At 60.5% G+C, this 23,755-nt stretch carries 22 protein-coding genes and 1 pseudogene; 11 read left to right on the top strand and 12 right to left on the bottom strand.

Features of this window, described 5'->3' with window-relative positions; translation table 11 throughout:
• Window positions 1-103: 103 nt before the first annotated feature.
• The 5 genes from ACW9UQ_RS10515 (at window position 104) to ACW9UQ_RS10495 (ending at window position 7,815) form a co-directional block, all read left to right on the top strand.
• On the top strand, window positions 104-2,815 hold the full coding sequence (locus ACW9UQ_RS10515; RefSeq protein ID WP_458930975.1) for a DUF2339 domain-containing protein: 2,712 nt from the start codon (window positions 104-106) through the stop codon (window positions 2,813-2,815).
• 145 nt (window positions 2,816-2,960) lie between these two features.
• Complete coding sequence (ileS, locus tag ACW9UQ_RS10510) at window positions 2,961-5,993, top strand: isoleucine--tRNA ligase (RefSeq protein ID WP_458930974.1); 3,033 nt, start codon at window positions 2,961-2,963, stop codon at window positions 5,991-5,993.
• On the top strand, window positions 5,990-6,445 hold the full coding sequence (locus ACW9UQ_RS10505; protein WP_458930973.1) for a methylated-DNA--[protein]-cysteine S-methyltransferase: 456 nt from the start codon (window positions 5,990-5,992) through the stop codon (window positions 6,443-6,445). Before ileS ends, ACW9UQ_RS10505 begins: the two co-directional genes overlap by 4 nt.
• 327 nt (window positions 6,446-6,772) lie before the next feature.
• Complete coding sequence (locus ACW9UQ_RS10500; RefSeq protein ID WP_458930972.1) at window positions 6,773-7,186, top strand: hypothetical protein; 414 nt, start codon at window positions 6,773-6,775, stop codon at window positions 7,184-7,186.
• Window positions 7,183-7,815: a TIR domain-containing protein gene (locus ACW9UQ_RS10495; protein ID WP_458930971.1), complete on the top strand. Its 633-nt coding sequence runs from the start codon at window positions 7,183-7,185 to the stop codon at window positions 7,813-7,815. Before ACW9UQ_RS10500 ends, ACW9UQ_RS10495 begins: the two co-directional genes overlap by 4 nt.
• A gap of 426 nt (window positions 7,816-8,241) precedes the next feature.
• Here the strand turns inward: ACW9UQ_RS10495 and ACW9UQ_RS10490 are convergent, their stop codons facing one another.
• Both ACW9UQ_RS10490 and ACW9UQ_RS10485 read right to left on the bottom strand, forming a co-directional pair.
• Window positions 8,242-8,937 carry a CDP-alcohol phosphatidyltransferase family protein gene (locus ACW9UQ_RS10490; protein WP_458930970.1) on the bottom strand — a complete coding sequence of 232 codons (696 nt, stop codon included), beginning with the start codon at window positions 8,935-8,937 and terminating at the stop codon, window positions 8,242-8,244.
• 22 nt (window positions 8,938-8,959) lie between these two features.
• The gene (locus ACW9UQ_RS10485; protein ID WP_458930969.1) at window positions 8,960-9,775 is read right to left on the bottom strand and encodes an amino acid ABC transporter permease; all 816 of its coding nucleotides are present in this window, start codon (window positions 9,773-9,775) and stop codon (window positions 8,960-8,962) included.
• A 66-nt stretch (window positions 9,776-9,841) separates the two neighbouring features.
• On the opposite strand from ACW9UQ_RS10485, the gene ACW9UQ_RS10480 reads away from it, so the two are divergent.
• On the top strand, window positions 9,842-10,342 hold the full coding sequence (locus ACW9UQ_RS10480) for an AAA family ATPase (RefSeq protein ID WP_458930968.1): 501 nt from the start codon (window positions 9,842-9,844) through the stop codon (window positions 10,340-10,342).
• A gap of 6 nt (window positions 10,343-10,348) precedes the next feature.
• On the opposite strand, the gene ACW9UQ_RS10475 is transcribed toward ACW9UQ_RS10480, so the two are convergent.
• A complete protein-coding gene (locus tag ACW9UQ_RS10475; protein ID WP_458930967.1) occupies window positions 10,349-11,131 on the bottom strand; it encodes a transporter substrate-binding domain-containing protein in 783 nt (260 codons plus the stop codon).
• A 429-nt stretch (window positions 11,132-11,560) separates the two neighbouring features.
• Here ACW9UQ_RS10475 and ACW9UQ_RS10470 point away from each other — a divergent pair.
• A pseudogene (locus ACW9UQ_RS10470) lies at window positions 11,561-11,974 on the top strand (IS5 family transposase); the annotation flags it as partial.
• On the opposite strand, the gene ACW9UQ_RS10465 reads toward ACW9UQ_RS10470, so the two are convergent.
• From ACW9UQ_RS10465 to fsa, 4 genes are all read right to left on the bottom strand, one after another.
• On the bottom strand, window positions 11,971-12,537 hold the full coding sequence (locus ACW9UQ_RS10465; RefSeq protein ID WP_458930966.1) for a cytochrome P460 family protein: 567 nt from the start codon (window positions 12,535-12,537) through the stop codon (window positions 11,971-11,973). The pseudogene ACW9UQ_RS10470 and the gene ACW9UQ_RS10465 sit on opposite strands and share 4 nt — an antisense overlap.
• Before the next feature lie 113 nt (window positions 12,538-12,650).
• Window positions 12,651-13,541, bottom strand: coding sequence for a tyrosine recombinase XerC (locus tag ACW9UQ_RS10460; RefSeq protein ID WP_458930997.1), 891 nt, complete (start codon window positions 13,539-13,541; stop codon window positions 12,651-12,653).
• 35 nt (window positions 13,542-13,576) lie between these two features.
• Window positions 13,577-14,308 (bottom strand): DUF484 family protein, encoded by a 732-nt coding sequence (locus ACW9UQ_RS10455; protein ID WP_458930965.1) that lies wholly within the window; start codon window positions 14,306-14,308, stop codon window positions 13,577-13,579.
• A complete protein-coding gene (fsa, locus tag ACW9UQ_RS10450; RefSeq protein WP_458930964.1) occupies window positions 14,301-14,954 on the bottom strand; it encodes a fructose-6-phosphate aldolase in 654 nt (217 codons plus the stop codon). Before fsa ends, ACW9UQ_RS10455 begins: the two co-directional genes overlap by 8 nt.
• 81 nt (window positions 14,955-15,035) lie before the next feature.
• Between fsa and ACW9UQ_RS10445 the strand changes: the two genes are divergently transcribed.
• The gene (locus ACW9UQ_RS10445; protein WP_458930963.1) at window positions 15,036-17,231 is read left to right on the top strand and encodes a primosomal protein N'; all 2,196 of its coding nucleotides are present in this window, start codon (window positions 15,036-15,038) and stop codon (window positions 17,229-17,231) included.
• A 36-nt stretch (window positions 17,232-17,267) separates the two neighbouring features.
• Window positions 17,268-17,771: a hypothetical protein gene (locus ACW9UQ_RS10440; protein WP_458930962.1), complete on the top strand. Its 504-nt coding sequence runs from the start codon at window positions 17,268-17,270 to the stop codon at window positions 17,769-17,771.
• A gap of 46 nt (window positions 17,772-17,817) precedes the next feature.
• Here ACW9UQ_RS10440 and hisG read toward each other — a convergent pair whose 3' ends face one another.
• Genes hisG through hisS form a run of 3 tightly spaced genes read right to left on the bottom strand, consistent with a single transcriptional unit; the run spans window position 17,818 to window position 21,097 of the window.
• Window positions 17,818-18,483 (bottom strand): ATP phosphoribosyltransferase, encoded by a 666-nt coding sequence (gene hisG / locus ACW9UQ_RS10435; RefSeq protein WP_458930996.1) that lies wholly within the window; start codon window positions 18,481-18,483, stop codon window positions 17,818-17,820.
• Complete coding sequence (locus tag ACW9UQ_RS10430) at window positions 18,474-19,571, bottom strand: ATP phosphoribosyltransferase regulatory subunit (protein WP_458930961.1); 1,098 nt, start codon at window positions 19,569-19,571, stop codon at window positions 18,474-18,476. Before ACW9UQ_RS10430 ends, hisG begins: the two co-directional genes overlap by 10 nt.
• Window positions 19,571-21,097 carry a histidine--tRNA ligase gene (hisS, locus tag ACW9UQ_RS10425; protein ID WP_458930960.1) on the bottom strand — a complete coding sequence of 509 codons (1,527 nt, stop codon included), beginning with the start codon at window positions 21,095-21,097 and terminating at the stop codon, window positions 19,571-19,573. Before hisS ends, ACW9UQ_RS10430 begins: the two co-directional genes overlap by 1 nt.
• A 148-nt stretch (window positions 21,098-21,245) precedes the next feature.
• Here hisS and ACW9UQ_RS10420 point away from each other — a divergent pair, with 148 nt between their 5' ends.
• Both ACW9UQ_RS10420 and ACW9UQ_RS10415 read left to right on the top strand, forming a co-directional pair.
• Complete coding sequence (locus tag ACW9UQ_RS10420) at window positions 21,246-21,731, top strand: cell wall hydrolase (RefSeq protein ID WP_458930959.1); 486 nt, start codon at window positions 21,246-21,248, stop codon at window positions 21,729-21,731.
• Entirely contained in the window at window positions 21,724-21,933 is a 210-nt protein-coding gene (locus ACW9UQ_RS10415; RefSeq protein ID WP_458930958.1) for a SlyX family protein, read from the top strand. The genes ACW9UQ_RS10420 and ACW9UQ_RS10415 overlap by 8 nt, the downstream gene beginning before the upstream one ends.
• 58 nt (window positions 21,934-21,991) lie before the next feature.
• Here ACW9UQ_RS10415 and ACW9UQ_RS10410 read toward each other — a convergent pair whose 3' ends face one another.
• A complete protein-coding gene (locus tag ACW9UQ_RS10410) occupies window positions 21,992-22,861 on the bottom strand; it encodes a 50S ribosomal protein L11 methyltransferase (RefSeq protein ID WP_458930957.1) in 870 nt (289 codons plus the stop codon).
• Between the two features lie 123 nt (window positions 22,862-22,984).
• On the bottom strand, window positions 22,985-23,551 hold the full coding sequence (locus tag ACW9UQ_RS10405) for a hypothetical protein (RefSeq protein WP_458930956.1): 567 nt from the start codon (window positions 23,549-23,551) through the stop codon (window positions 22,985-22,987).
• Window positions 23,552-23,755 lie beyond the last annotated feature (204 nt).

The following is a 23,755-nucleotide window of genomic DNA, read 5'->3' as shown; positions in this document are numbered from 1 at the left end:
ACAGGTCACAAAGAAACGCCGCGACCAGCTTTACAAATCTGTCGTAAACAGAGCTAACTCCTTAACTGCAAATGCAAATGTAACCCGCCAGGTGGTGAGCAGCATGTTCGGTGAATTTTTTACCCTGATTATTGTCGGTGTTCTTGTCTACCTGTTCTTCAGCCATGGCGCCCTGAAGCGCCGCGTCCGTGATCTGGAACAAGCGGCCAAAGACGCGCACCCCACCCAGCAGGACACCCGGCCCGAGACACCGCCCGCCCTTGCCGTCCAGACACCGCAGCCCGCCACCAGCGCGCCGCCGCCCCAGCCCGCCACACCGCCGCAAAACCGGCTGGAGCCCCCTGCCCCTGCCGACATCCCCGAGGCCGAGCGCCCCAACGACCTGCCCCCCCGCGCCTTCGTCTTTTCTGGGGACCGGATCACCGGCCTGATCAACTGGGCCAGGGAAAACTGGTTCCTGATAATCGCCGCCCTGACCTTCGCCATGGCCGGGGTCTATCTGGTGCAATACGGCATCGAAAAAGGCCTGCTGACCCCGCAGCTCCGCGTCCTCAGCGCCCTCGCCTTCGGTGCCATCCTGATTGCCGCCGCCGAATGGATCCGGCGCCGTGTCGGGGATGAGGACGGACCAACAGCCTTTCTCCCCTCAACCCTTGCCGGGGCGGGGCTTGTCTCGATATTTGTCGGCATTTTCGCGGCCCGGCAACTTTACGGCCTGATCGGCTCTGGCCTCGCCTTTACCGGGCTCAGCCTGACCGGATTGATGGCGCTGATATTAGGCTGGTTCTACGGCCCGTTCCTGATCGCCATCGGCCTGATCGGCGGGGCCGCCGCGCCTTTCCTTGTCGGCGGCAGCGACAGCGATGCCAACGGCCTTTACTACTACTTCGCCCTGATCGCTGCCATCGCGCTTGGCGTCGACACAGTCAAACGTACCGCCTGGATTTCCGTCCTCGGCCTGTTCCTGGCCTTCGCGGCGGCCGCCATGCTCTTCATGATCAAGGCCGGATCACCGCATTACCTCGCCTTCGCCCTGATCACACTGGTCACCACCGCCACCATCCCGGTGCGGCGGCTGGTGCCCGACCATAGCGGTGCAATGGTGCTGGAAAGCCTGGGCGGCGCAGGCATCAAAGGCATCTGGCCAGACTTCCCGACCCGCATCTGCGCCGGCGCAATGCTGGCGGCAACCGCAATCACCCTGATCGTCTGGAGCGCGTATGACGGTGGCCTGCACCTGGCCTTAATGGGCTTATGCGCCCTGTTTGCACTGGCCGCCCTCTGGCTCAAAAAAGCCGCAGCCCTCAGCGATCTGATCATCCTGCCCGCCCTCGGCTTTCTCGCCCTGATCTGCCTCGAAGCGCTGGACAACGGCCCGGCCTTTTCCGACTTCATCCGCTGGCAACGCATCAACCCCGAGGATAGCCCGCCCAACACCATAACCCTGCTGACCGCTGTCCCACTGGCAATGTCCCTGCTCGCCAGCCTGCGCGCCCTGACCGGGGTGGCCTATGCCCGGTTCTGGCTGATCGGCGCGGCAATCCTGACACCGGCAGCCATCATCCTGCTGGATCTGTTCTGGACGCCGTTTGCGATCCTTGGCGACTGGCCATGGGCGCTGCATGCGCTGGCCGGGACGGGCCTGATGACCGTTCTGGCAGAGCGCAGCGCGCGCGCCACAGGCATCGGCAACGGCCCGGTGGCCGCCTTTGTCCTAGCGGCGCTGACGCTGATCTCGCTCGCCCTAATCACAATGCTCAGCCTGACCGCCCTGACACTGGCGCTGGCCGTCATGACCCTATGCGCCGCACTTCTGGACCGGGGCTTCAACCTGCCGCCGCTGTCATGGTTCGTGCAGCTTGGGGCGCTGGCCACAGGCTGGCGGCTGGTGATCTACCCCGGCATTCCCTTTGCCGAAACCGCCTCCATCACCGAACTTCTGATCGTCTTTGGCGGTTCCACCGCCCTGCTTATCGCCGCCCGCAGCATCTTGTCCGACCTGGACCGGCCCGCCGCCCGGATGGTGCTGGAAAGCGTCGCCGTCACCGTGCTTGCCATACTTGCAAGCCTGCTGATCTATCGCTGGGTCGGGCGTTTTGACGACCGCAGCACCGACCTGACCCATTGGGAGGTCGGCCTCTACGCCACCGTCTGGCTGATCTCCTCCGCCGCACAAATCTATCGCCAGCGCATCGGCGGGCCGCTCAATGTCGTCCGCGCCATACTGGCCACCCTCTTTGCCCTGATGGGCTTTGCCCTGCTGCTGTTCAACCTGACGCTGTCCAACCCCCTGATTGACCTGTTCGCCGGGAATTGGGTCATCGGCCCGCCGGTCTTCTCCAGCCTGCTGATTGCATATGGCCTGCCAGCTTTGGTCCTGATCCTGACCGGGCTCTGGCTGCTGAGCGCACGCAAATGGCTGAAGCGCATCTATCTGGCCATCGGCGGGTTTGTCGCGGCCTGCTATATCGGCCTGTCCATCCGCCATTTCTGGCATGGGCCGAAACTGTCGACCTGGAAGATCATGGACGCAGAGCAATACAGCTACACCGTCGCGCTCTTGCTGGCCTCCGTCACCCTGATCCTGCTGGCCTATCTGCGCCGCTCCTCGGCCCTGCGCAAACTGGGCATTACCGGGATCGTCCTGACAATCGCCAAGGTCTACCTGATCGACGCCAGCGACCTGACCGGTCTGACGCGCTTCTTCTCCTTCCTGCTGCTGGGGGTGGTTCTGATCGGACTGTATTGGCTGAACCGGGTGATCCAATCGGCAGAAAAACCGCATGACAAGCCGCTGGACGATGCGGACCCATAGGTCTATACACCGACCCATGTGGACACAGTTCGGCATCATCATTCGAATTACCGTCCCGGCGCTCAATAACTGAGCCGCCGGGCAAAGGCGTATGGATGCCCGCGCCGACCTTCCCAGTTCTGATATTCCCTGACGGAGAGCACCCATGTGCGCCGATACGCCCGACTACAAAGACACCCTGAACCTGCCCGAGACCGAGTTTCCGATGCGCGCAGGCCTGCCAAAACGTGAACCCGAGTGGCTGGAGCGTTGGGCAAAGATCGGCATCTATGACCGCCTGCGCGAAAAACAGGGGCGCAAACCCTTCATCCTGCATGACGGGCCTCCCTATGCGAACGGCAATCTGCATATCGGCCACGGGCTGAACAAAATCCTCAAGGATATGGTGGTGCGCTCGCAGCAGATGCTGGGCCATGACGCCCGCTATGTCCCCGGCTGGGACTGCCACGGCCTGCCCATCGAATGGAAGATCGAGGAACAATACCGCGCCAAAGGCAAGAACAAGGACGAGGTCGACATCGTCGACTTCCGCCAGGAATGCCGCCGCTTTGCCCAGGGCTGGGTCGATATCCAGCGCGAGGAATTCAAGCGCCTCGGCATCACCGGCAAATGGGACGATCCTTACCTCACCATGAACTACCACGCCGAGGCAGTGATCGCAGCAGAGTTCCAGAAATTCCTGATGAACGGCACCCTCTATCAGGGCTCCAAACCCGTAATGTGGTCCCCGGTCGAGAAAACCGCACTGGCCGAAGCCGAGGTTGAGTATCACGACAAGGAAAGTTTCACGATCTGGGTGAAATTTCGGGTGGTGAGGGAACAGGATCTCAGTAATTTTGATCCGCAAGAAAACATTGGCTTACTTACCGACGAAAAAGTCCTTGAACTAGGTCAGGGAAAAGACGGCGAAGCTGCACCCAAGGCGGTATATGATTACCTTGAGCAAAACAAATCACTGAAAAATGCCTATGTCGTAATCTGGACGACCACCCCTTGGACCATGCCGTCCAACAAAGCGGTCGTGTTCGGGAAAGACATTTCCTACGGCCTCTATGAAGTCACCGGTACACCAGACGAATGCTGGGCCAGCGTCGGCGACAAATATCTGCTCGCCGACAACCTCGCGGCAGACGTCTTTAGCCGTGCCCGGTTGGAAGACGGTCACTACACCCGTCTGCGTGATGTGACATCTGACGAGCTTTCCGGCCTCAGCCTCTCTCACCCCCTTGCAGGCGCTGAGGGTAGCAACGGCGAATGGGACGACCCGCGTGATTTCCACGCTGCCGATTTCGTCACCGATACCGAAGGCACCGGCTTTGTCCACTGCGCCCCCTCCCACGGGATGGAGGAGTTCGAACTGTATCGTGATCTCGGCATGCTCCAGCAGGTCATCACCTACAACGTGCTAGAGGACGGCTCCTTCCGTCCCGACCTGCCGTTTTTCGGCGGCAAGTCGATCCTCAAGCCCAACGGCAAGGAAGGCAACGCCAACAAGGCCGTCATCGACAAACTGGCGGAGGTCGGCGGGCTGCTGGCACGCGGCAAGATCAAACACTCCTACCCGCATTCCTGGCGCTCCAAGGCCCCGGTGATCTACCGCAACACCCCGCAATGGTTCGCCGCCATCGACCAAAAGGTCGGCGACGGGCAGGACGAAAAGGGCGAAACCATCCGCCAGCGCGCCCTGACCGAGATCGACAACGTCAACTGGACTCCCCAGACCGGCCGCAACCGCCTCTATTCGATGATCGAGGGCCGGCCCGACTGGGTCCTCTCCCGCCAGCGTGCCTGGGGCGTTCCCCTGACCTGCTTCGTCAAGAAAGGCGCACTGCCCACCGACGCTGACTTCCTGCTGCGCAACGCAGCCGTCAATGACCGTATCGTCGAGGCCTTCGAGGCCGAAGGCGCCGATTGCTGGTACGCCGAAGGTGCCAAAGAACGCTTCCTCGGCAATGACGTCAATTCAGACGACTACGAACAGGTCTTCGACATCCTCGACGTCTGGTTCGACAGCGGCTCCACCCACGCCTTCGTGATCCGCGACCGCCAAGACGGCTCCCCCGACGGCATCGCCGATCTCTACCTCGAAGGCACCGACCAGCACCGTGGCTGGTTCCATTCCTCGCTGCTGCAATCCGTCGGCACCAAGGGCCACGCCCCCTACCGCGCCGTGGTCACCCATGCCTTCACGCTGGATGAAAAGGGCATGAAAATGTCGAAATCCCTCGGCAACACCATCGTCCCCGAAGAAGTCGTCAAACAATACGGCGCCGATATCCTGCGCCTCTGGGTCGCCCAAACCGACTATACCCACGACCACCGCATCGGCCCCGAGATCCTCAAAAACGTCGCCGACAGCTATCGCCGCCTGCGCAACACCATGCGTTTCATGCTGGGCAACCTCAACGGCTTCACCGACGCCGAACGCGTCGCCCCCGCCGATATGCCCGAACTGGAACGCTGGGTGCTGCACCGCCTGACCGAACTCGACCAGCTGGTCCGCGACGGCTACACAAAGTACGACTTCCAGGGCGTCTTCTCCGCCCTTTTCCAGTTCTGCACCGTCGACCTCTCCGCCTTCTATTTCGACATCCGCAAGGACGCCCTCTACTGCGACCCGGCCGACAGCCTGAACCGCCGCGCCGCCCGCTCCGTCCTCGACATCCTCTTCCACCGCCTCACCACCTGGCTGGCCCCCATGCTTGCCTTCACGATGGAGGATGTCTGGCTCCACCGCTTCCCCGGCGATGACAGCTCCGTCCACCTGCAGGACATCCCCGACACCCCCGCCGACTGGCACGACGCCGCGCTGGCGGGCAAATGGGCCACCATCCGCAAGGTCCGCCGCGTGGTCACCGCCGCCCTCGAAATCCAGCGCCGTGACAAGGTCATCGGTGCCTCGCTTGAGGCCGCACCAACCGTCCATATCGACGACGAGACCACCCGCTCCATCGCCCAAAGCACCGACTTCGCCGATCTCTGCATCACCTCAGCGATCAGCATCACCGGCGATCCCGGCCCGGCCGAGGCCTTCCGCCTGCCCGAGGCCGAGGGCATCAGCGTCGTCTTCGAACGCGCCGAGGGTGAAAAATGCCAACGCTGCTGGAAAATCCTCCCCGATGTCGGCACCCACGCCCACCTGGGCACCTGCGCGCGCTGCAACGCCGCTTTGGGATGAACATCACCACCATCCCCTCCCCCTTCGGTCGCCTCGGCATCGCGGCGACCGAAACGAATATCACAGCGCTCCACTGGAACGCGCAGGCATCCGGCCCCGACACCCCCCTGCTGGCCGAAGCACGGGCGCAAATGCAGGCGTACCTAAGCGGCACCCTGACCCGCTTCGACCTGCCGCTGGACCCCTCCGGCACCGCCTTCGAGAAACAAGTCTACGCCGCCATGCTCGCCATCCCGCTGGGGCAGACACGCACGTACGGAGACCTCGCCCGAGACCTCTCCGTCACCCCGCAAGCCATCGGCCAGGCCTGCGGCGCCAACCCCATCCCCATCATCATCCCCTGCCACCGCATCACGGCGACAGGAGGCCTCGGAGGCTTCTCCGGCGCCGGAGGCGTAGAGCAAAAAGTGGCCCTGCTAAAACACGAAGGCGCGTATGGGCTGCTGATTTGAAACGCTTTCGCAAATGGCTGAGAGCCAACCTTCGCTGTATGATGGAGTTACTGCGATCGCAAACCAATAAGCAGACACTAAAAAGGCCTAATGCACTTGGAAGTCTAGCGTATCAGTTTGTGGCTTCGCCGGTGTTGCAACGGCATCCTGCGAACCACATTTCGAGTCCGCCATCACGTTTAAAGCTAAGCGCGACCTTACCGGAGCAACCAAATTACAGTGAAATTAGTGTGACCCTGCCGGCACTTAGCGCACACTATGTAGTGCCAGAACGCAGTTTAGTTACTAACTGTTGAAAGCGCGCACGTCGGTAACTATCTACAATAGATGGATAGTGACGCGGAAACCCCAGCTCCTCAGAGCGTTGAGATTTATAACCAACGCTACGAAACGTTTCGCCATCTCGATAAGCTGAGATGGCAAATGTTGCAGCTACTGATAGCTGTTGCCTCAGCTACGGCACTCGTTCTGCGCTCTACTTCAGGCGATTTAGAGTGGTGGTTCTACGCGCTGCTTGGGGCAGCACTTGCTACCTTGGCCTTTGTAATGCTGCGTATCAGCGATGGAATTCGAGCGAACTCGATTGCGCTGCGGGGCGCCGGCAAGGCTATCGGAGACAACAGCCTTCCTGATGTCTCAAACAAATGGAAGTCAGTTGCGCACTGGCTCGCAATTGCAGTCATGATTCTTGGCCTCGCCATGATGGCGATGGCCGTATTTGTATCGGGAGTATTTCAATGACGAAGGCGTTCATCAGCTACCACCATAGAAACGACCAGAAATACCGGAAGCACCTTTCATCTCTTGCGAAAGTCCACAACGCGTTTGATGATCAGTCCGTGGAAGTAGGGGAGATAGACGAAAGCCATCCGCCCCAGTCAATTCGGCGTTTTATCCGCGACAACTATCTTCGCGATACGCAAGTTACGATCCTGCTCTGCGGTACAGAAACGCGTTTCCGCAAACATGTCGACTGGGAACTAAAGTCCAGCATGATAGATGGCTTGATCAATCGCCGTAGCGGTATCCTCGTCATCGATCTGCCATCAACGCGGTCGACTTCGTGGCACGCGAGCCTTCCCGACGAAAAGGAGGTTATTTACCCCGACTACCGTGGTGGGTGGGTGCATGTCGACAACAAGGCTGACTACCTCTCTCGTTATCCCGACATGCCGGAGCGGATCATCGACAATCTTGCGAAGCCGGGAGTCAAGCTTTCAGTTGTTCCTTGGGATCGTATAGAAAACCAGCCAGCCAACCTGAAGTTCTTGGTGGAGAGAACTGCACGCTTCGCACGCTCCAACGAATACGATCTTTCGCTACCGATGCGAATGCGGAACCACAATCCGCAGCCTGCATACAACTACTAGCGAGTTTCTGGGAACAATCTCGTATCGTAGCTGATCGCTGAAGGTCTGGTTCAGCCGCTCAAAATTAGCCTACTACTAGAGATTTAACTCGAAGTAATCTTTCCTTGCAGTTTCAACATTTTCAAGCAGCAATGTCTTTGAAGAAGGCTTTGCGCCGCATCCCTCTTGGGAACTTCGCCTAGATAGGATTTTGAACCTAAATAGTACTGGTTTCATCTAATCGGAAACAAATTCTGAAATATCTTGGCCGGTGTCCGCGTCCAGAAAATCCCCCAAAACCATGAATAACCGACAGTTTCAGTCGCAATACGCTTGCCATACGCATGCCATACGCTTGCTGGCACCCGGTTTTTGACGGTTTTTCTTGTATCGCAATCGCTTGTCCCGGCCCCTGTCAGGTCCCCGGCTGGCGCCGCTCTGACCGCCCTATTTTCGCAGCGGTGGCACCACCTGTTGCACGATCCCTGCCGCTCCCAGATACAGGCTGGTCGCGATCAGCCCGACCTTGGCCACCACCGGCGCGTCAAAGCTCAGCCACGCCTCCCATGCGGCAAATCCGCCCCAGGCCAGCATCACCGGAAGGCTCAGCATCCGCCAGCGTTCGGTGCGCACAGGGTGGATGAATTTCAGCGGGAAGAACTGCGCCAGCGCGATGGCCATCATCAGCAGCATCGCGCCCCAAGACCCTATATCTACTACGAAAAGTACCAGAATGACCATGTTCCAGCACCCCGGAAATCCCGAGAATGAGTTGTCCGAGGTTTTCATCCGTGTGTCCGCAAAATAGACCACACCCGTCACACAGATCATCAGCCCCGCCGCCAGCGACCACCCCTCACCGATCAGCCCCGCCTCGACCATCGCATAGGCCGGAATGATGACATAGGTCAGGTAGTCAATGATCAGATCCAGCAGCACCCCGTCCCATTGCGGCGCATTGCGTTTCACATCCACCGCCCGCGCCATCGGCCCATCAAACCCGTCCACCACCAGCGCCACCAGCAGCCACAAGAACATCATAGGCCAGTCCGCCCGCCCCGCCGCCAGCATAGCCATAAGCGCCAGCGCCGCACCAACTGCGGTAAACATGTGAACAGCAAAGGCACGCCAGAACAAAATCATGGCGGCCTTTATGACGGTTTTGTTAGCGGGGTGAAACCCTGTTATCACCAGCGGTATGGGGGGTTCGGTTCAGCCGTCGTTCCAGCGCGCGCAGGGCAAGTGACAGTGTGATGGTCATCACCAGATAGATGAAGGTGACGATGTTGTAGGTTTCCATATATCGAAAGGATCCGACGGCATAGACCTTGCCCAGCTGCGTAATATCCGCCACCCCAAGCACCGACACCAGCGAGCTGTCCTTGATCATTGCAATGAAGAAGTTCCCCAAGGGCGGCAGCATCACGCGGATCGCCTGCGGCAGGACGATCAGGTGAAACCGCCGCCAGGGGGTCAGGCCAAGGGCCTTGGCGGCCTCGATCTGGCCCTGATCGACGGATTGGATGCCCGCGCGGAACACCTCGGCGATATAGGCGGAATAGCCGATGGTCAGGGCGATGATCGCACGCCACATAAAGGACAGATCGCGGGTGCGCATCTCCTCCATCCCCAGCGGTGTGCCGGCCCAGTTGATCAGCTCAACCACCCCCGGCCATGCCACAAAGGCGATGTAGAACAAAAGGACGAGGACAGGGATGCCGCGCACAATCTCAATATAGAACCGCGCGATCTGGCGGATCAGCACGGATTTCGACAGCACCGCAACCGCAAGCACCAGCCCAAGAAGGGATGCCAGGGCAAAGGACACCACGGTCACGAACACCGTGATGCCGATCCCTTTGGCGGTGATGTTCAGAACCTGCGTCAGCAGATCATCGGTCAGGATACGCCAGATTGCCCATGCCGCCAGCAGGGCGGCGGCCACCAGCCACCAGCCACCAGGGAAAATCACGATCCGCATCTTGTCGCTTGTCAGGGCTTGTGCCGGTGGTCATGCTGTTCCCAGTTTCATCGCCCGGAGGGACGCATGCTGATCATTCTGTCCGGTCTGCCGGGCATAGGAAAATCGACCATCGCCCGCATTCTGGCCCAAAGACTTGGGGCCTTTCACCTGAGGGTCGATGCGATCGAAATGGCGCTTTGGCACTCGGAACTGAAAATCCGACACTCCGAGGATGCCGGCTATCGCGCTTGCTATGCGCTGGCCGAGGAAAACCTGCGCCTTGGCGCGACGGTCATTGGGGATACGGTCAATGCGATTGAGGTGACGCGGCGGGACTGGCGCGCGGTTGCGCAGGCGGCGGGGGTCGATTTTCTGGAGGTTGAGGTTATTTGCAGCGATCCCGCCCTGCACCGCAGCCGCGTTGAGGCGCGCCGCGACGCTGATCCGCAAGCCGGACACCCGCCATGGGACAAGGTCTGTGCCCGTCACTATGAGCCGTGGACCACGGATGTCCTGCGCATCGACAGCGCAGCGCTGGACCCGGAGGCCAGCGCAGCGCATATCATCGCACAGATCAGTCGCTGAGGGCACTTAGCCGCCCAGTTTGTAGTCGAGGAACCACTTCTTGTTCAGCGCCTCGGCCGTGCCGTCCGCCTTCATCGCGGCAATGCCCGCATTGAACGGGGTGACCAGATCGGAGCCTTTGGGGAAGATAAAACCAAAATCCTCGGTCCCCATCGCATCGCCGGTCAGTTTCAGCTTACCGGCTTCGGCATCAACATAGCCCTGCCCGGCGGTGCCATCGGTCAGCACCACATCAACATCGCCCGCTTTCAGCGCCAGTACCGTCGCCCCGAAGGTTTCGAACAGCTTGATACGGGGATTGGCTTCGTTGCCGTCCAGCATGTCATAGACCGCAACATAGAACGGTGTTGTGCCGGGCTGTGCACCAACCAGACCATCCTCGAACGCTGCAAAGCTTGCACCATCGGTAAAGCGATCCTCGTCCCCGCGGACCATCATGAACATTTCCGAGCGCATATAGGCGTCCGAGAAATCAACCTTCTCCATCCGGTCCTCGCGGATGGTGATGCCCGTCATACCCAGATCATATTGCCCCTCGGACACAGCGGGGATCATAGCGTCCCAGCTTGTGTTTTCGTAGACCGGTATAAAGTTCAGCCGCTTGGCCAGTTCGGCAATGGCGTCATATTCCCAGCCAATCGCCTCGCCCGTTTTTGGGTCAATGAATTGCAGCGGAGGATAGGCGTTTTCGGTTACGATCACCACCTCGCGCCCGCCCAGATCAGGCAGGTCCTGGGCCATCAGCGGCCCGGCAAACAGCGCGGCAAGTGCAAGAATCAGTTTTTTCATTGGAAGGCTCCCTGTCACAGAACCGCTGCACCATGGGGCAAACTGCGCAAGGGGGCAAGACTGGCGCGACAAAGGATGCCCGGTCGGGGGCGCAAAACGCCCTTCTGACGGCACTTTCAACCTATGTAGGGACCCTGTTTGGGACTTCGGGCAGGTCATATAGACCTGCCCGGGACTGTCTTTTATAGCGTCTAGCGAAATACCTGAGACATCCCGTATCATCTAACGCGTTGAAATCTTTGATTTCAGGCAGCGTTAGATGATTCAGGTTTTCCGCATGACGCTCTAGCGTTTCGGGCTTTCCCCTATATCTCGGGCTAAAGCGTTTCGAGTTTACCTTGAGACATCACATAAAATCGAAACGCGTACACCCTATCGGCTTATCACTGCGTTTCAGGATAATCTTTTGTCTCAGGTTTATCCCGAAACGCTTTAACAACAAAGATACATGCACTTACCAATCAAGACGGCCTGCCGATCCGTTACGAGCTGACGCCGGGCCAGGCCCATAACGCGCCGCCGTGCGAGCGGCTTCTGGATGGATTGCAGCCAGGACAGGACGTGCTCGCGGACAAGGCCTACGACGCCGATTGGATCCGCGAGATGACCTGGGAACAAGGCGCAATCGACGTCATCCCGCCCAAGGCCAACCGCAAATTGCCCGCAGAATTTGACGCCGAAATCTACCGCGAGCGCAACAAGATCGAGCGGGTCTTTGGGCGGCTCAAAGCCTCATTCCGCCGGATCGCAACACGCTATGAAAAAACTTCAGCCAACTTCATGGCCATGATCAAACTCGCATCTATCAGGCTATGGTGTCAGTTTTACGAGTCCGCTGCCTAGTTGGAAACCCGAACTTCTTCGGCTGGATACCCAAGGTAGTCCTGATCTTCATAGGCCGCATGGCAATCATGACAGAAGGATTGCTTGATACCCATCGGCTTGCCGTTGGGCTGGACGGCATCATAGACCCAGTCATTGGTCTCGGGCGCCTCGCCTTCGGCGACTTTGGTCATGATGAAAAGCGGGCCGACCTTGGCCTCGCCTTTGCGCATCTTGAAGCTCTCTTTCACGAGGATCGAGCCGACGGGCATCACAACGCCTTCTTCCTCGAACTTGATGTATTGCTCCGCAGCAATGTCATTGGCGAAGGTCAGCAGAAAGCGCTCGCCATGCGGGCCGGGCACGGCCGGGCGCGTCGCGGTGACGGTCCAGTTGCGATATTCCTGGGCAACGGCGTGATCTTTTTTCGTGTATCCGGCCAGCATCTTGGCTTCGATACAGGCATAAAGCGCATCAACGCCTGCGGCGTCGATGTCATAGGGATCGGTGTCGTTGCTGCATTCCTGCGCCTGAGCAACCCCGGCAAGCAGGGTCAGCGCGAATGTGGCTGCGATGGTTTTCATATGTTTTCCTTTGATAAAGGCGCGACAGCGCGGAAATCGTTATTGCATTGGGGATGACATGACCCGCCGTCATAAGTCGCGTCACTTCACCTGACAGTTTTGTCAGAAACGTTTCAACGGTTGCGCGGATGGGCGCGGTCATAGACTTCCATCAGGCGGGTCTGATCAACGCCGGTATAGACCTGCGTGGTCGACAAGGAAGCGTGGCCCAGCAATTCCTGGATCACCCGCAGATCTCCGCCCGCCTGCAACAGATGCGTGGCAAAGGAATGCCGCAGGGCATGCGGAGTGGCCGTTTCCGGCAGGCCCATCTGGGCGCGCAGATTGCGCACCAGCTTTTGCACAATGGCCGGGTTCAAAGGGCCACCGCGTGCGCCGCGAAAGATCGGGTCGGTTGGCGCGGGGGTGTAGGGACAGGCATCAATGTAAGCCTCGACCGCTGACCGGGCGGCGGGCAGGACCGGCACCAGCCGTTCCTTGCCGCCCTTGCCGAGGATGCGCAGCACATCACCCAGTGGCACATCGCTGCCGGTCAGGCCGAGGGCTTCGGATATGCGCAGACCGCATCCGTAAAGCAGGGTCAGTATGGCGGTGTCCCGCGCGGCGATCCATGGCTCCGGCGACTGAATTTCTGCAAGATCCAGCATCTTTTTCGCAGCCTCAGCCTCAAGTGGGCGGGGCAGACGGGGTTTCAGGCGCGGGCCGCGGGCGGCGATCACCGCTGGGGCCTCAAGACCTTCGGTCTCGGCCAGCCAGCGGTAGAAGGTTTTCACCGCTGACAGGGCGCGGGTCAGCGACCGGGCGGACAGGCCACGCTGTCGTTCTGCGGCCATCCAGGCGCGCATGTCGGAGGTCTGAACCTGCACCAGCGCGCGCCGCCCAGCCGGACCGCCCCAATGCTGGGCGAGAAACCCCAGAAACCCGGCAACATCACGCCGGTAGGCGGCAATCGTATGCGCGCTGGCCCCGCGCAGATCGCGCAGGCCATCCAGCCAGCGATCCATAAGCGCCAGCGCGCCGGCTGATCCGGTTATATCCGTCAAGCCAGCCAGCGGCGCAGCATGCTTTCGAACGCGCTGGCGAAAAAGCCAAGCAGATCGGTCGCTTGCTCGGGGTGGAATTTATACGGGTCCTCGGCGCCCAGAACCAGCACACCGGGGCGCTTGCCCTTGCCCAGATCGAGCCGCATTACAGCTTCGGATCGCAGACCTTTGCCATCCTCGCCAAAGAGCAGCTCCGCCGCTTCGGTCGAGGCACGCAGGATGATCTTGCGGGGTTCGGCCTCTTCGCGCGCGCCCATGAAGACATCGACACCGCCAGGTGGCAGCCCGGTGATCAAACCTGCCAGAGGCCCCTTCGGCCCCAGCGGTTTGCCTGCCTCTGCTGCCGGGGTTTCCAGTGCGATGCGCACCATATCAATGGTCAGCATGGCGGGGGCATCCTCGCCCAGCACTTTAAGGAACTCGACGAAATCTTCCGCCTCCAGCAGGGCCAGAACCGCGCGATGCACCTGATTGGTGCCCGCAAGGTTTTCATAAGCCGCTGCGACGACGGTGCGATGCGTCTCGGCCAGGTTTTCCAACCGATCTTCCAGCCTGTGGACCAGACGGCCGCGCAGATCGACGACGTTGCGGCCATCGGCTTCGGCACCATCGGCATTGATCAGGGCTTGCATGATCGAGCGGTCGCCCAGGATCAGTTCCGGGTCATCCAGGATCAGGGCGCGCAGGGCTGCGACGCCCTCGTCCTCCTTTACCGCTTCCTCAGACAATTTTCTGCCCCGTCTTGGCCCAATCGGACAGAAACGCCTCAAGCCCTTTGTCGGTCAAAGGATGATCCGCCAGTTTCTTCAGGACCGCAGGCGGTGCCGTCACCACATCCGCCCCAATCAGCGCCGACTGGCAGATATGGTTGACCGTCCGGGCCGAGGCGGCGAGTATCTGCGTCTCGAACCCATAATTGTCATAGATCGTGCGGATGTCCTCGATCAGTTCCATACCATCAAGGTTGATATCGTCCAGCCGTCCGATAAACGGGCTGATAAAGGTCGCTCCGGCCTTTGCCGCCAAAAGCGCCTGATTGGCAGAGAAACAGAGTGTCACATTGACCATGCGCCCTTCCCCCGTCAGCACCTTGCAGGCTTTCAGCCCGGCCCAGGTCAGGGGCACCTTGACGGCGATATTGTCGGCGATCTCAGCCAGTTTGCGGCCTTCGGTGATCATTTCATCGGCTTCGGTGGCCACGACTTCGGCGCTGACCGGGCCAGGGATCAGGTCACAAATCTCTTTCGTGACTTCCAGAATATCGCGGCCCGATTTCAGGATCAGCGAGGGGTTGGTGGTGACGCCGTCGACCATTCCGGTCTCGGCAAGGTCCTTGATTGCATCAATATCTGCACTGTCGACAAAGAATTTCATGGCTCATCTGCTCCGTAACGCCCGTTTTCAGCACCATACGCGAAGTGATTCGCGCAGGGAACCGCAGAACGGGGCGATGGCATGACTGACCCGGATTTCTTTGCCGAGGGTGACCTTGTTGCCATCCTGACCACCCAACCGCTGGACCGGACGCTGGATTATCGTGCGCCTGCGGGCGGGGTGCAGCGCGGGGCGTTTGTATCCGTGCCACTGGGTCCGCGCCGGGTGATGGGCGTGGTCTGGGGACCGGGCAAGGGCGATTTCGATCTGACCAAGATACGGCCTGTGAACCGCGTGCTGGATGTGCCGCCGATGTTGCCAGGCATGCAGCAATTTCTGGAGCGTGCCGCCGAATACACCCTGACCCCCTTGCCCGCGATGCTGACGCTGGCCACGCGGGTGCCGGACCTTGGTACGTCGCCAGGCCAGCGCAAGATCCTGCGCCGGGGCGAGGGCGCGCCGGACCGCATGACCGATGCCCGCCGCCGGGTGCTGGCGTTTCTGGACGACCATCCGGGGATGGGCTTTGCCCCGGGCGAGCTGGCCATGCTGGCGGGTGTATCCTCGGGCGTGTTGAAGGGGCTGGAAGCGCAGAGCGTCCTGATCCGCACCCTTGCCCCGCGCGATGCCCCCTTTGCGCGGCTGGACCCGGATGCCGCTGGCGTCGAGCTATCGCCGGATCAACACCGCGTTGCCCGCGCCCTGACCGAAGCCGTGCGCAGCCGCTGCTATGGCACAACGCTGCTGAAAGGCGTCACCGGGTCCGGCAAGACCGAGGCCTATCTGGAGGCGGTCGCTGAAGCCCTGAGGATTGGGCGTCAGGCCTTGGTGCTGCTGCCCGAGATTGCCCTGACGTCAGAATTCCTGACCCGGGTTGAGGAGCGCTTTGGCCATCGCCCTGCGGAATGGCATTCCGGTGTCACTCAGGCAGAGCGTCGCCGCGCCTGGAAAGCCATCGCCACGGGCAAGGCGCAATTGGTGGTGGGCGCGCGCTCGGCGCTGTTTCTGCCGTTTCGCGATCTGGGCCTGATCGTTGTGGATGAGGAACATGACACCTCCTACAAGCAGGAGGATGGGGCGCTGTATCATGCGCGCGATATGGCGGTTTTGCGTGCTTCGCTATGTTCTGCGACGGTTGTTCTGGCCTCGGCCACGCCATCGCTGGAAAGCTGGACCAATGCGAAGGCCGGGAAATATGCCCGGCTGGATCTGGCAGAGCGCTTTGGCACCGCCGTCATGCCGGAAATCGCCACCGTTGATCTGCGCGAAAGCGGTCCCGGTCAGGGCCGGTGGATTGCGGAACCGCTGGTCGAGGCCACGCGTCAACGGATCGAGGCTGGCGAACAGACGCTGTTTTTCCTGAACCGGCGCGGCTATGCCCCGCTGACGCAATGCCGCGCCTGCGGGCATCAGATCAGTTGTGATGATTGTGATGCCCGGATGGTGGAACACCGGTTTCTTAAGCAACTGATCTGCCATCAATGCGGCGCGTCCCGTTCCATCCCCGAGGAATGCCCTGCCTGCGGCAAATCCGGCATGATGCGCGCCATTGGCCCCGGGGTGGAACGGTTGGCCGAGGAAGCCGTGGCGTTGTTCCCCGAGGCGGTGATCACTTTGCTGTCCTCCGACATCGCCCAATCGGCCCGCGCCCTGCGCGACCGGATCGAAGAGATCGCCAGCGGTGATACCGACATCATCATCGGCACCCAGATCGTCGCCAAGGGCCATAACTTTCCCAACCTGACCCTTGTCGGGGTAATCGATGCCGATCTGGGCCTTGGCGGCGGTGATCTGCGCGCCGCCGAACGCACCTTTCAGCTGGTGCGTCAGGTCTCGGGCCGGGCGGGACGGGGCGACAAGCCCGGGGGTGCGATGGTGCAGACCTGCAACCCGGATCATCCGGTGATGCAGGCCATTGTCTCGGGCGAGGATGAAGCGTTTTGGCGGGCTGAGGCGCAGATGCGCGAGGAGGCGGGTGCGCCGCCTTATGGGCGTATGGCGGGGGTGATCGTCTCGGGTTCCGACGAGGCTGCTGTGGTATCGTTGGCCCGCGAGCTGGCCCGCGCCAGCGGCCCGCTGGCCGCAAAAGGCGCGCAAGTGTTCGGGCCTGCACCCGCGCCGATTGCGCGCATCCGGGGGCGGCATCGCTATCGGTTGCTGGTGAAGTATCCGCGCGGGGTGTTGTTGCAGGCGGAGCTGGCGGCGTGGCGCGCGGCGATTAAGCCGCCGGTGAATACGCGGGTGGTGATTGATATTGATCCGCAGAGTTTTTTCTGAAATTTGAGCATATTAGAGTTTCGGGGAAGACAAGAAATGCGCAAACTGGCTTTGACCTTTGCGGCCCTATTGGTGCTGACCGGAATGGGTGCTGCGATCTTTGCCCACGCCTTTTATACGGCGGACGGGGACATTAGCCCAAGGGCATTGACGGCCGGGCTTGTTGCCGCTGTCAGCCTTGTTATCGGCCCGATGCTGGCCATTCGCGTCACCCGCGACAAGCCTGTCGATATTTCCGGGGAAATGCCATCCTCGCTCGAAAACGCCAAGCTTGGTATCGGCTTGATCGGTCTGGGTTTGATTGCGTTGCTGCTTGTCACGCCTTTGGTCTACAGCATCATTGAGGATGAAGCAGCCTCGCCCGGGACAAGCGCCATCCTGTCAGATTTTCCGATCAAATCGCTTCAGCCCGCCTTACATTGGCTGCACGTTAAACTCGGGGCAATCGGCCCTGCATTGCCGTTTGCGATTTTGGGTCAGATCCTGATCCTTGGGGGATGGGCATCGCTGCGCTCTCGGCGCAAGGCCCAAAAACGTTGAATGATCGGCAATGCCTCCGGCGGGGATATTTGGGGAACAATGAAGGTCAGAGCGCCAGTTTGTCTGTCAGAGCGGTTATGTCAGCAGCGGGGGCGGCGAACAGGGTCGCCTGGCTTTGCAGAATCAGGCCGTCGCTGAGGATTTTCAGGTGATTGGCGCGTAAGGTATCGCCGGATGAGGTGATGTCAGCAATCGCCTCGGCGGTCAGGTTTTTGACCGTGCCTTCGGTGGCGCCCTGACTGTCAACCAGTTGGTAATCGGCAATGCCATGATCGCGGAAGAATCGGCAGGTCAGGCTGTGGTATTTGGTGGCGATGCGCAGGCGGTGGCCGTGGGCCGCGCGAAAGGCAGCGGCGGCGGCGTCGAGGTCGTCCATGGTATCGACATCGATCCAGACCTTGGGAACGGCGACGATCAGGTCGGCATGGCCGAAGCCCATCTCGGCGATCTGGCGCAGCGGCGTGTTGGTGCCGGTATATTCCGCTATAAGGTCCTGTCCGGTCACGCCAAGGTCGATCCGACCGGCGGCCAGTTCCCGGGGGATTTCACCAGCGGACAGCAGCACCAGCGACATATCATCAATGCCCCGCACGGCCCCGGCATATTCCCGGCCATCGCTGCTGCGTTCCAGCGTGATGCCGCGTGCGGCAAACCAGGCAAATGTCTGTTCCTGCAACCGGCCCTTTGAGGGCACTCCAAGTTTCAGCATGATGCCCCCCGCAGTGCCAGCAAGGCCTGTGGCCGGATGATCCCGCCCGCCGCCGGGATTTCGCGGCCACGTCCCAGCGCGCGGGTCAGCGCGTCATAGCGCCCGCCGGAGGCGATCACCGGCAGGTCGGTGCGGCCGCTGGCGATGAACCCAAAGACAAAGCCGTCATAGTATTCCAGCGTGGTGCGTCCGAAGGAGCCTTCGAAGGGCAGCGTTTCGGGGGCGATACCGCGGGCGGACAAGGCGGTAAGCCGTGCCTCGAACTGATCCACTGCGGCGGTCAGGAAGGGGGCATCGGCACGCATGTCCTGCATTTGTACCAAGGCACCGAAGCAGGTGTCCTTAAGCCCGAAAATGGTTTCGATCAGGTCAGTCTCGGCCCGGGACAGGGGGGCGGTGTCGTCCTCCTCCACCAATCGGGCAATGCGGGCTAGGATTTCATCGGCGCTGCGCAGCCCGACATGCGGGCCAGCTGATTTGATCAGATCAGCCGCCTCACCAGCGCGGGCCGCTGTCAGAAGGTCCGCCTTGTCATCCCGGGTCGTGGAAAAGCGGCTGAGCAAACGATGGAATCGGTTCGGACGCCAGACATGGCGGCGCAGGGCCGCCCGCCGCGCGGGGGTGGTTCCAAGGCCGTCAATGGCCGCCAGCACCAGCCCCATATCACCGGTTGCGACCTCAACCGGGGCGTCATCCAAAGCGGTCCGGATCAGGGCGAAAACCTCGGCATCCGACGCCGCCGGATCCGCGCCATCGAACAACTCAAACCCGGCCTGCAGATATTCCGAGGGTTTGCCCCCCTCCTGCCGCCGCCAGACCGTACCGCAATAGGCATAGCGGGCGGGTTCCGCGCCGCTTTCCATATGCTCTTCGACCACCGGCAAGGTGAAATCCGGGCGCAGCATCATTTCGGCCTGCCCGTCACTGGTGACATAGGCGCGGGCGCGAATATCCTCACCATACAAATCCAGCAGGGTCGCGGCAGGCAACAGGCTTGGCGGCTCCACGCGCACCGCACCGGCTGCGGCAAAACAGGCCAGAATGCGGTCGGTTTCGGCACCAAGGGCTGCCAGAGCGTCCCCGGTTTGCATCAGCCCTGCGCCCGGTCGATCATCTTGCAAACCTCATCCACCAGATCGGTGCGGGCGATCTCCATCTGGGCTGGCTGTGCCTTCCATTCTTCGTTGGTGGTGATGTTGGCCGCCAGACGCGCGCCAAGAGCAAGGTCCTTGATCTGCACGACGCCGCGCTCTTTCTCGTCACCGCCTTCGATCACGGCAACGGGGGAGTGGCGGGCATCGGCGTATTTAAGCTGATTGCCGAAGTTTTTCGGATTGCCCAGATAAACCTCGGCCCGGATCCCGGCGGTGCGCAGCTCACCCACCATGGCCTGATAATCGGCCATGCGGTCGCGATCCATCACGGTCACGATAACGGGGCCATGGGTTTCGGATTGCATCCGGCCCTTTTCGCGCAGGGCCGCCAGCAGCCGGTCAACACCGATGGACACACCCGTGGCGGGCACCGCCTGACCGGTGAAGCGCTTGACCAGATCGTCGTAGCGCCCGCCGCCAGCGACCGAGCCGAACTGCCGTTTGCGGCCCTTGTCATCCAGAATTTCAAAGGTCAGTTCGGCCTCATAAACCGGACCAGTGTAATAGCCGAGGCCGCGCACGACCGAAGGATCGATGACGATGCGGTCAGGGCCATAGCCTTGGGCGGCAAGAAGGGAGACAATAGCCTCAAGTTCGTCAACACCCTCGCGCCCAACTGCGGACCCCTCAACCAATTCACGCAATGCCGACAAAGTAGAGGCGTTGCTGTCTTTTCTGGCTTTCATGAAGCCAAGGACAACATCGATTTCAGCGTCAGATCGGTTCCATCCTTCGATGAATGCGCCAGATTCATCTTTGCGACCTGGCCCCAGAAGTTCACGGATACCCTGCTCGCCAACCTTGTCAAACTTATCAATCGTTCTGAGCACTGCATCGCGAACATTCTGGTCGAAAATTTCGGCAAGCTCTTTATCTTCTGCCGTCTCAGCCGCAAAGCTGCCAAAAACACGTTCCAGAATCCCATCCAAAACCTTACGGCTATTTACCCGGATCAGATAGTCGCCGCGCGCGATGCCAACCGCCTCAAGCGTATCGGCCAGCATGGCACAAATCTCGGCATCGGCGGCGACGCTTGCTGCGCCCACGGTATCGGCATCGCACTGATAGAACTGGCGAAAGCGCCCCGGCCCCGGCTTTTCGTTGCGCCAGACCGGGCCGACGGCAAAGCGGCGATAAGGTGTCGGCAGGTCGTTGCGATACTGGGCATAGACCCGGGCCAAAGGGGCCGTCAGGTCATAGCGCAGGGCCATCCAGGCCTCATCTTCGTCCTGCCAGGCGAACACGCCTTCATTGGGACGGTCGACATCGGGCAGGAACTTCCCCAGCGCCTCGACCGTTTCCACGGCGGATGTTTCCAGCGCGTCAAAGCCATAGCGGTGATAAACCTCGGTGATCTTTGACAGCATTGCGTTGCGCTCGGCCACTTCGACCCCGAGATAATCGCGGAAGCCCTTGGGCTGTATCGCCCTTGGACGGCGCTGTTTCTGTTTGTCCTTTGCCATCACCCGGCCCTTTTTCCTTTGCGCTGTGGCTTATCGCAGGCGGCTGTTATCGGCAAGTCACCACACTGCTGCATTTCCTGCCATTGCTATGCCATAATTCTGGTGTTTTGCTCCGCGCGAAGTGAAAACCAAGAAAAAGACCTGCCTGATGCGCCTTGCCCTGCCCCTGCTCTTGATCGCCGCTGTCCTTTTGTCTGCCTGCGGTCGCCCGCCCGCTGAAACGCCTTTGTCGCCTTCGACCTATTCGCAGAAGGATTTTGAGTGTCTGCGCGAAGCGATCTATTTCGAGGCCCGTGCCAGTGACCCGATGGGCCAGCACGCCGTTGCAGATGTGATCAAGAACCGGGCCGATGACGTGCGCTTTCCCAATACGATCTGCGATGTCGTTGCCGAAGGACAGGAAAAGGGCCGCTGCCAGTTTTCCTATCGCTGCGACGCGCGCCCGGAAGAGTTTCACGACCAGATCAAGTTCGCCAATGCGACCCGCATCGCGGAAGAGGCTTTGGCCTTTCCGCAGCAGGATATCACCGGCGGTGCGCTTTATTTCCATGGGGAGCGTATGGCGCCCGGCTGGTTCTCGCGGTTGGTCAGAACTGCCGTGCTGGGCGGCCATATCTTTTACCGCATTGACTGACCCGGACCGCATCACCGCGCTTGAGGAAACCGTGGCCCATCAGGCTGCGGCAATCGATGATCTGTCCGATGTCGTGCATCGGCAATCGGCCGAGATCGACCAGCTGACCCGCCGCGTGGCCCTTTTGATGCAACGCGCGGCGGAGCAGGAGGCGGACGCGGCAAACGCGCCGCCTGCAGACAGCAAGCCGCCGCATTGGTAGGCGGCGCGGGATTGGGCTGAGCTCAGTGAATTGCCATAGCAAGGTACAGGCAGGGGCGTTAACGCCTCTGCAGCACCAGCGTCGTCCATTCCCCGATCACCTGCGCGTCGATCCGGGCAAAGCCATGTCCGGCATAGACCCCGGCCACAACGGGTGCCTGCGGGTTCAGCATGCCTGACAGGATGGCAAGCCCGCCCGGCGCGATATGCCGCCCCATATCCGGTGCCATGCGCTTTAGCGGCCCGGCCAGGATATTGCCGAATACCAGATCAAACGGCGCGCGTGTGCGGATCATCGGATGGCGAAATCCCGGCGCGGTCAGGCAGGGCACCACAGCGCCGATACCATTGGCGCGCATATTCGCCCGAGCGGTGGCGGTGGCGACAGGATCGATATCCGCCGCCAGTGCCGCAGTGCGCCAGATCTTATGCGCGGCCATCGCCAAAACACCCGTGCCGCATCCGATATCCGCAATACTGGCCGCGATCCGGCCCCGCGTCACAAGCTTGTCCAGCGCAAGCAGACAGCCCTGAGTGGTCGCATGATGCCCGGTGCCAAAGGCCATCGCGGCCTCAATCTCCAGCCCGATTTTCTGCGCGGGCACGCGGTGCGCATCATGGCCGCCATAGACAACGAACCGCCCGGCCTCGACCGGCGTCAATTCCCGGCGAACCTGCGCTACCCAGTCGCGATCCTCAAGCTTTGACACCGCGAAGGGCCGGGCGTTGTGGATCGTCGCCAACAGCGCCAGACCAGCCTCATCCGGTTTTTCGGTGAAATAGCCGCCTACTTCCCAGGTGCCAGACCCATCCTCAACCTCGAACACACCAACGCCTGTCGGTTCTGGATGCAGGCGTTCCAATGCCTCGCCCAAAGCCTCAGCGTCGGGTTTTCCGGATAAGGTGGTCAGGGCGGTGTAGGTGGGCATTTATCTGCATCCTCTGATCGACCGGGCGATAGGGTAGCTTCGCCTTAATGTCCAGCACCTTCGGAAAATGCGCGTCGATCACCAGAGACCCGCTTCAGATCAAAATCGTAGCCATCCACCAAGCTAATTCGTTGCCTTAGCAACCGAGATAATCCTAAATATCTCATCCGCTTCCGTCGTGTAACTCGGAAACAAAAACGGGCTGGAGCAAGGCAGTTGCAGTACTGGCAATGGCACCGAATTGGGGTCGATGCGAACGGACTGATCTTGATCCTCTAACGTCAGCCCGGTCAATGCAATCAAATAGGAACCCGGTCTTAGACTTTCAGGCAAAGCAAAGGTTGAATTGTACCAGACGACCGAAATTCGGCCCGCAGCATTCCCCACCAAAGCTTCGTCAATCTCAAAGTCAAAGCTGGCGTAGCGGGCTGCATTGGGCCTCTCCGCTTCAAAGCTCTGTCTGAGGGATGAACCGATGTCTAGAGGCAGGGTCTCAAGCATTACTTTGTGCTGCTGCAACGCGTCAGCACCCGAAAGGACGCGATAGTTGCCCAGACGACCAAGCACAACCAGCTCTGCACCCAACACGTCTTTGGCCTGACGTGGCATCGCTACAGAACAAGCCACGGCATCTGTGTGAGCGCTGATAAAGCAGATCAATCCAATCAATAGCCCAAACAGTATTTTCATATCCGATCACCTTGGGCGCCTGGCAGGCAGTTATGGTCGGGCTAACTTAACATGAAATGAGCATTTGATGCGGTGTTCTTTGAACTAGGGCCTGTGCACACTATTGCATAGTGCTGTTTTGTACAAAGTATCTGTTATGAATGAGATAACAGAAAGCCACTACGCGCTGATCTGCCCCTACTTACCGGTTCAGCGCGGGAATGT

Source organism: Halovulum sp. GXIMD14793, assembly GCF_054457435.1.
This window is presented reverse-complemented; position numbering and strand designations above follow the sequence as displayed.

Coding starts and splice junctions, on each gene's coding strand:
- ACW9UQ_RS10515 (WP_458930975.1), top strand. CDS start 104: ATGTTCGGTGAATTTTTTACCCTGATTATTGTCGGTGTTCTTGTCTAC.
- ileS (WP_458930974.1), top strand. CDS start 2,961: ATGTGCGCCGATACGCCCGACTACAAAGACACCCTGAACCTGCCCGAG.
- ACW9UQ_RS10505 (WP_458930973.1), top strand. CDS start 5,990: ATGAACATCACCACCATCCCCTCCCCCTTCGGTCGCCTCGGCATCGCG.
- ACW9UQ_RS10500 (WP_458930972.1), top strand. CDS start 6,773: ATGGATAGTGACGCGGAAACCCCAGCTCCTCAGAGCGTTGAGATTTAT.
- ACW9UQ_RS10495 (WP_458930971.1), top strand. CDS start 7,183: ATGACGAAGGCGTTCATCAGCTACCACCATAGAAACGACCAGAAATAC.
- ACW9UQ_RS10490 (WP_458930970.1), bottom strand. CDS start 8,937: ATGATTTTGTTCTGGCGTGCCTTTGCTGTTCACATGTTTACCGCAGTT.
- ACW9UQ_RS10485 (WP_458930969.1), bottom strand. CDS start 9,775: ATGCGGATCGTGATTTTCCCTGGTGGCTGGTGGCTGGTGGCCGCCGCC.
- ACW9UQ_RS10480 (WP_458930968.1), top strand. CDS start 9,842: ATGCTGATCATTCTGTCCGGTCTGCCGGGCATAGGAAAATCGACCATC.
- ACW9UQ_RS10475 (WP_458930967.1), bottom strand. CDS start 11,131: ATGAAAAAACTGATTCTTGCACTTGCCGCGCTGTTTGCCGGGCCGCTG.
- ACW9UQ_RS10465 (WP_458930966.1), bottom strand. CDS start 12,537: ATGAAAACCATCGCAGCCACATTCGCGCTGACCCTGCTTGCCGGGGTT.
- ACW9UQ_RS10460 (WP_458930997.1), bottom strand. CDS start 13,541: ATGGATCGCTGGCTGGATGGCCTGCGCGATCTGCGCGGGGCCAGCGCG.
- fsa (WP_458930964.1), bottom strand. CDS start 14,954: ATGAAATTCTTTGTCGACAGTGCAGATATTGATGCAATCAAGGACCTT.
- ACW9UQ_RS10445 (WP_458930963.1), top strand. CDS start 15,036: ATGACTGACCCGGATTTCTTTGCCGAGGGTGACCTTGTTGCCATCCTG.
- ACW9UQ_RS10440 (WP_458930962.1), top strand. CDS start 17,268: ATGCGCAAACTGGCTTTGACCTTTGCGGCCCTATTGGTGCTGACCGGA.
- ACW9UQ_RS10430 (WP_458930961.1), bottom strand. CDS start 19,571: ATGCAAACCGGGGACGCTCTGGCAGCCCTTGGTGCCGAAACCGACCGC.
- hisS (WP_458930960.1), bottom strand. CDS start 21,097: ATGGCAAAGGACAAACAGAAACAGCGCCGTCCAAGGGCGATACAGCCC.
- ACW9UQ_RS10420 (WP_458930959.1), top strand. CDS start 21,246: ATGCGCCTTGCCCTGCCCCTGCTCTTGATCGCCGCTGTCCTTTTGTCT.
- ACW9UQ_RS10410 (WP_458930957.1), bottom strand. CDS start 22,861: ATGCCCACCTACACCGCCCTGACCACCTTATCCGGAAAACCCGACGCT.
- ACW9UQ_RS10405 (WP_458930956.1), bottom strand. CDS start 23,551: ATGAAAATACTGTTTGGGCTATTGATTGGATTGATCTGCTTTATCAGC.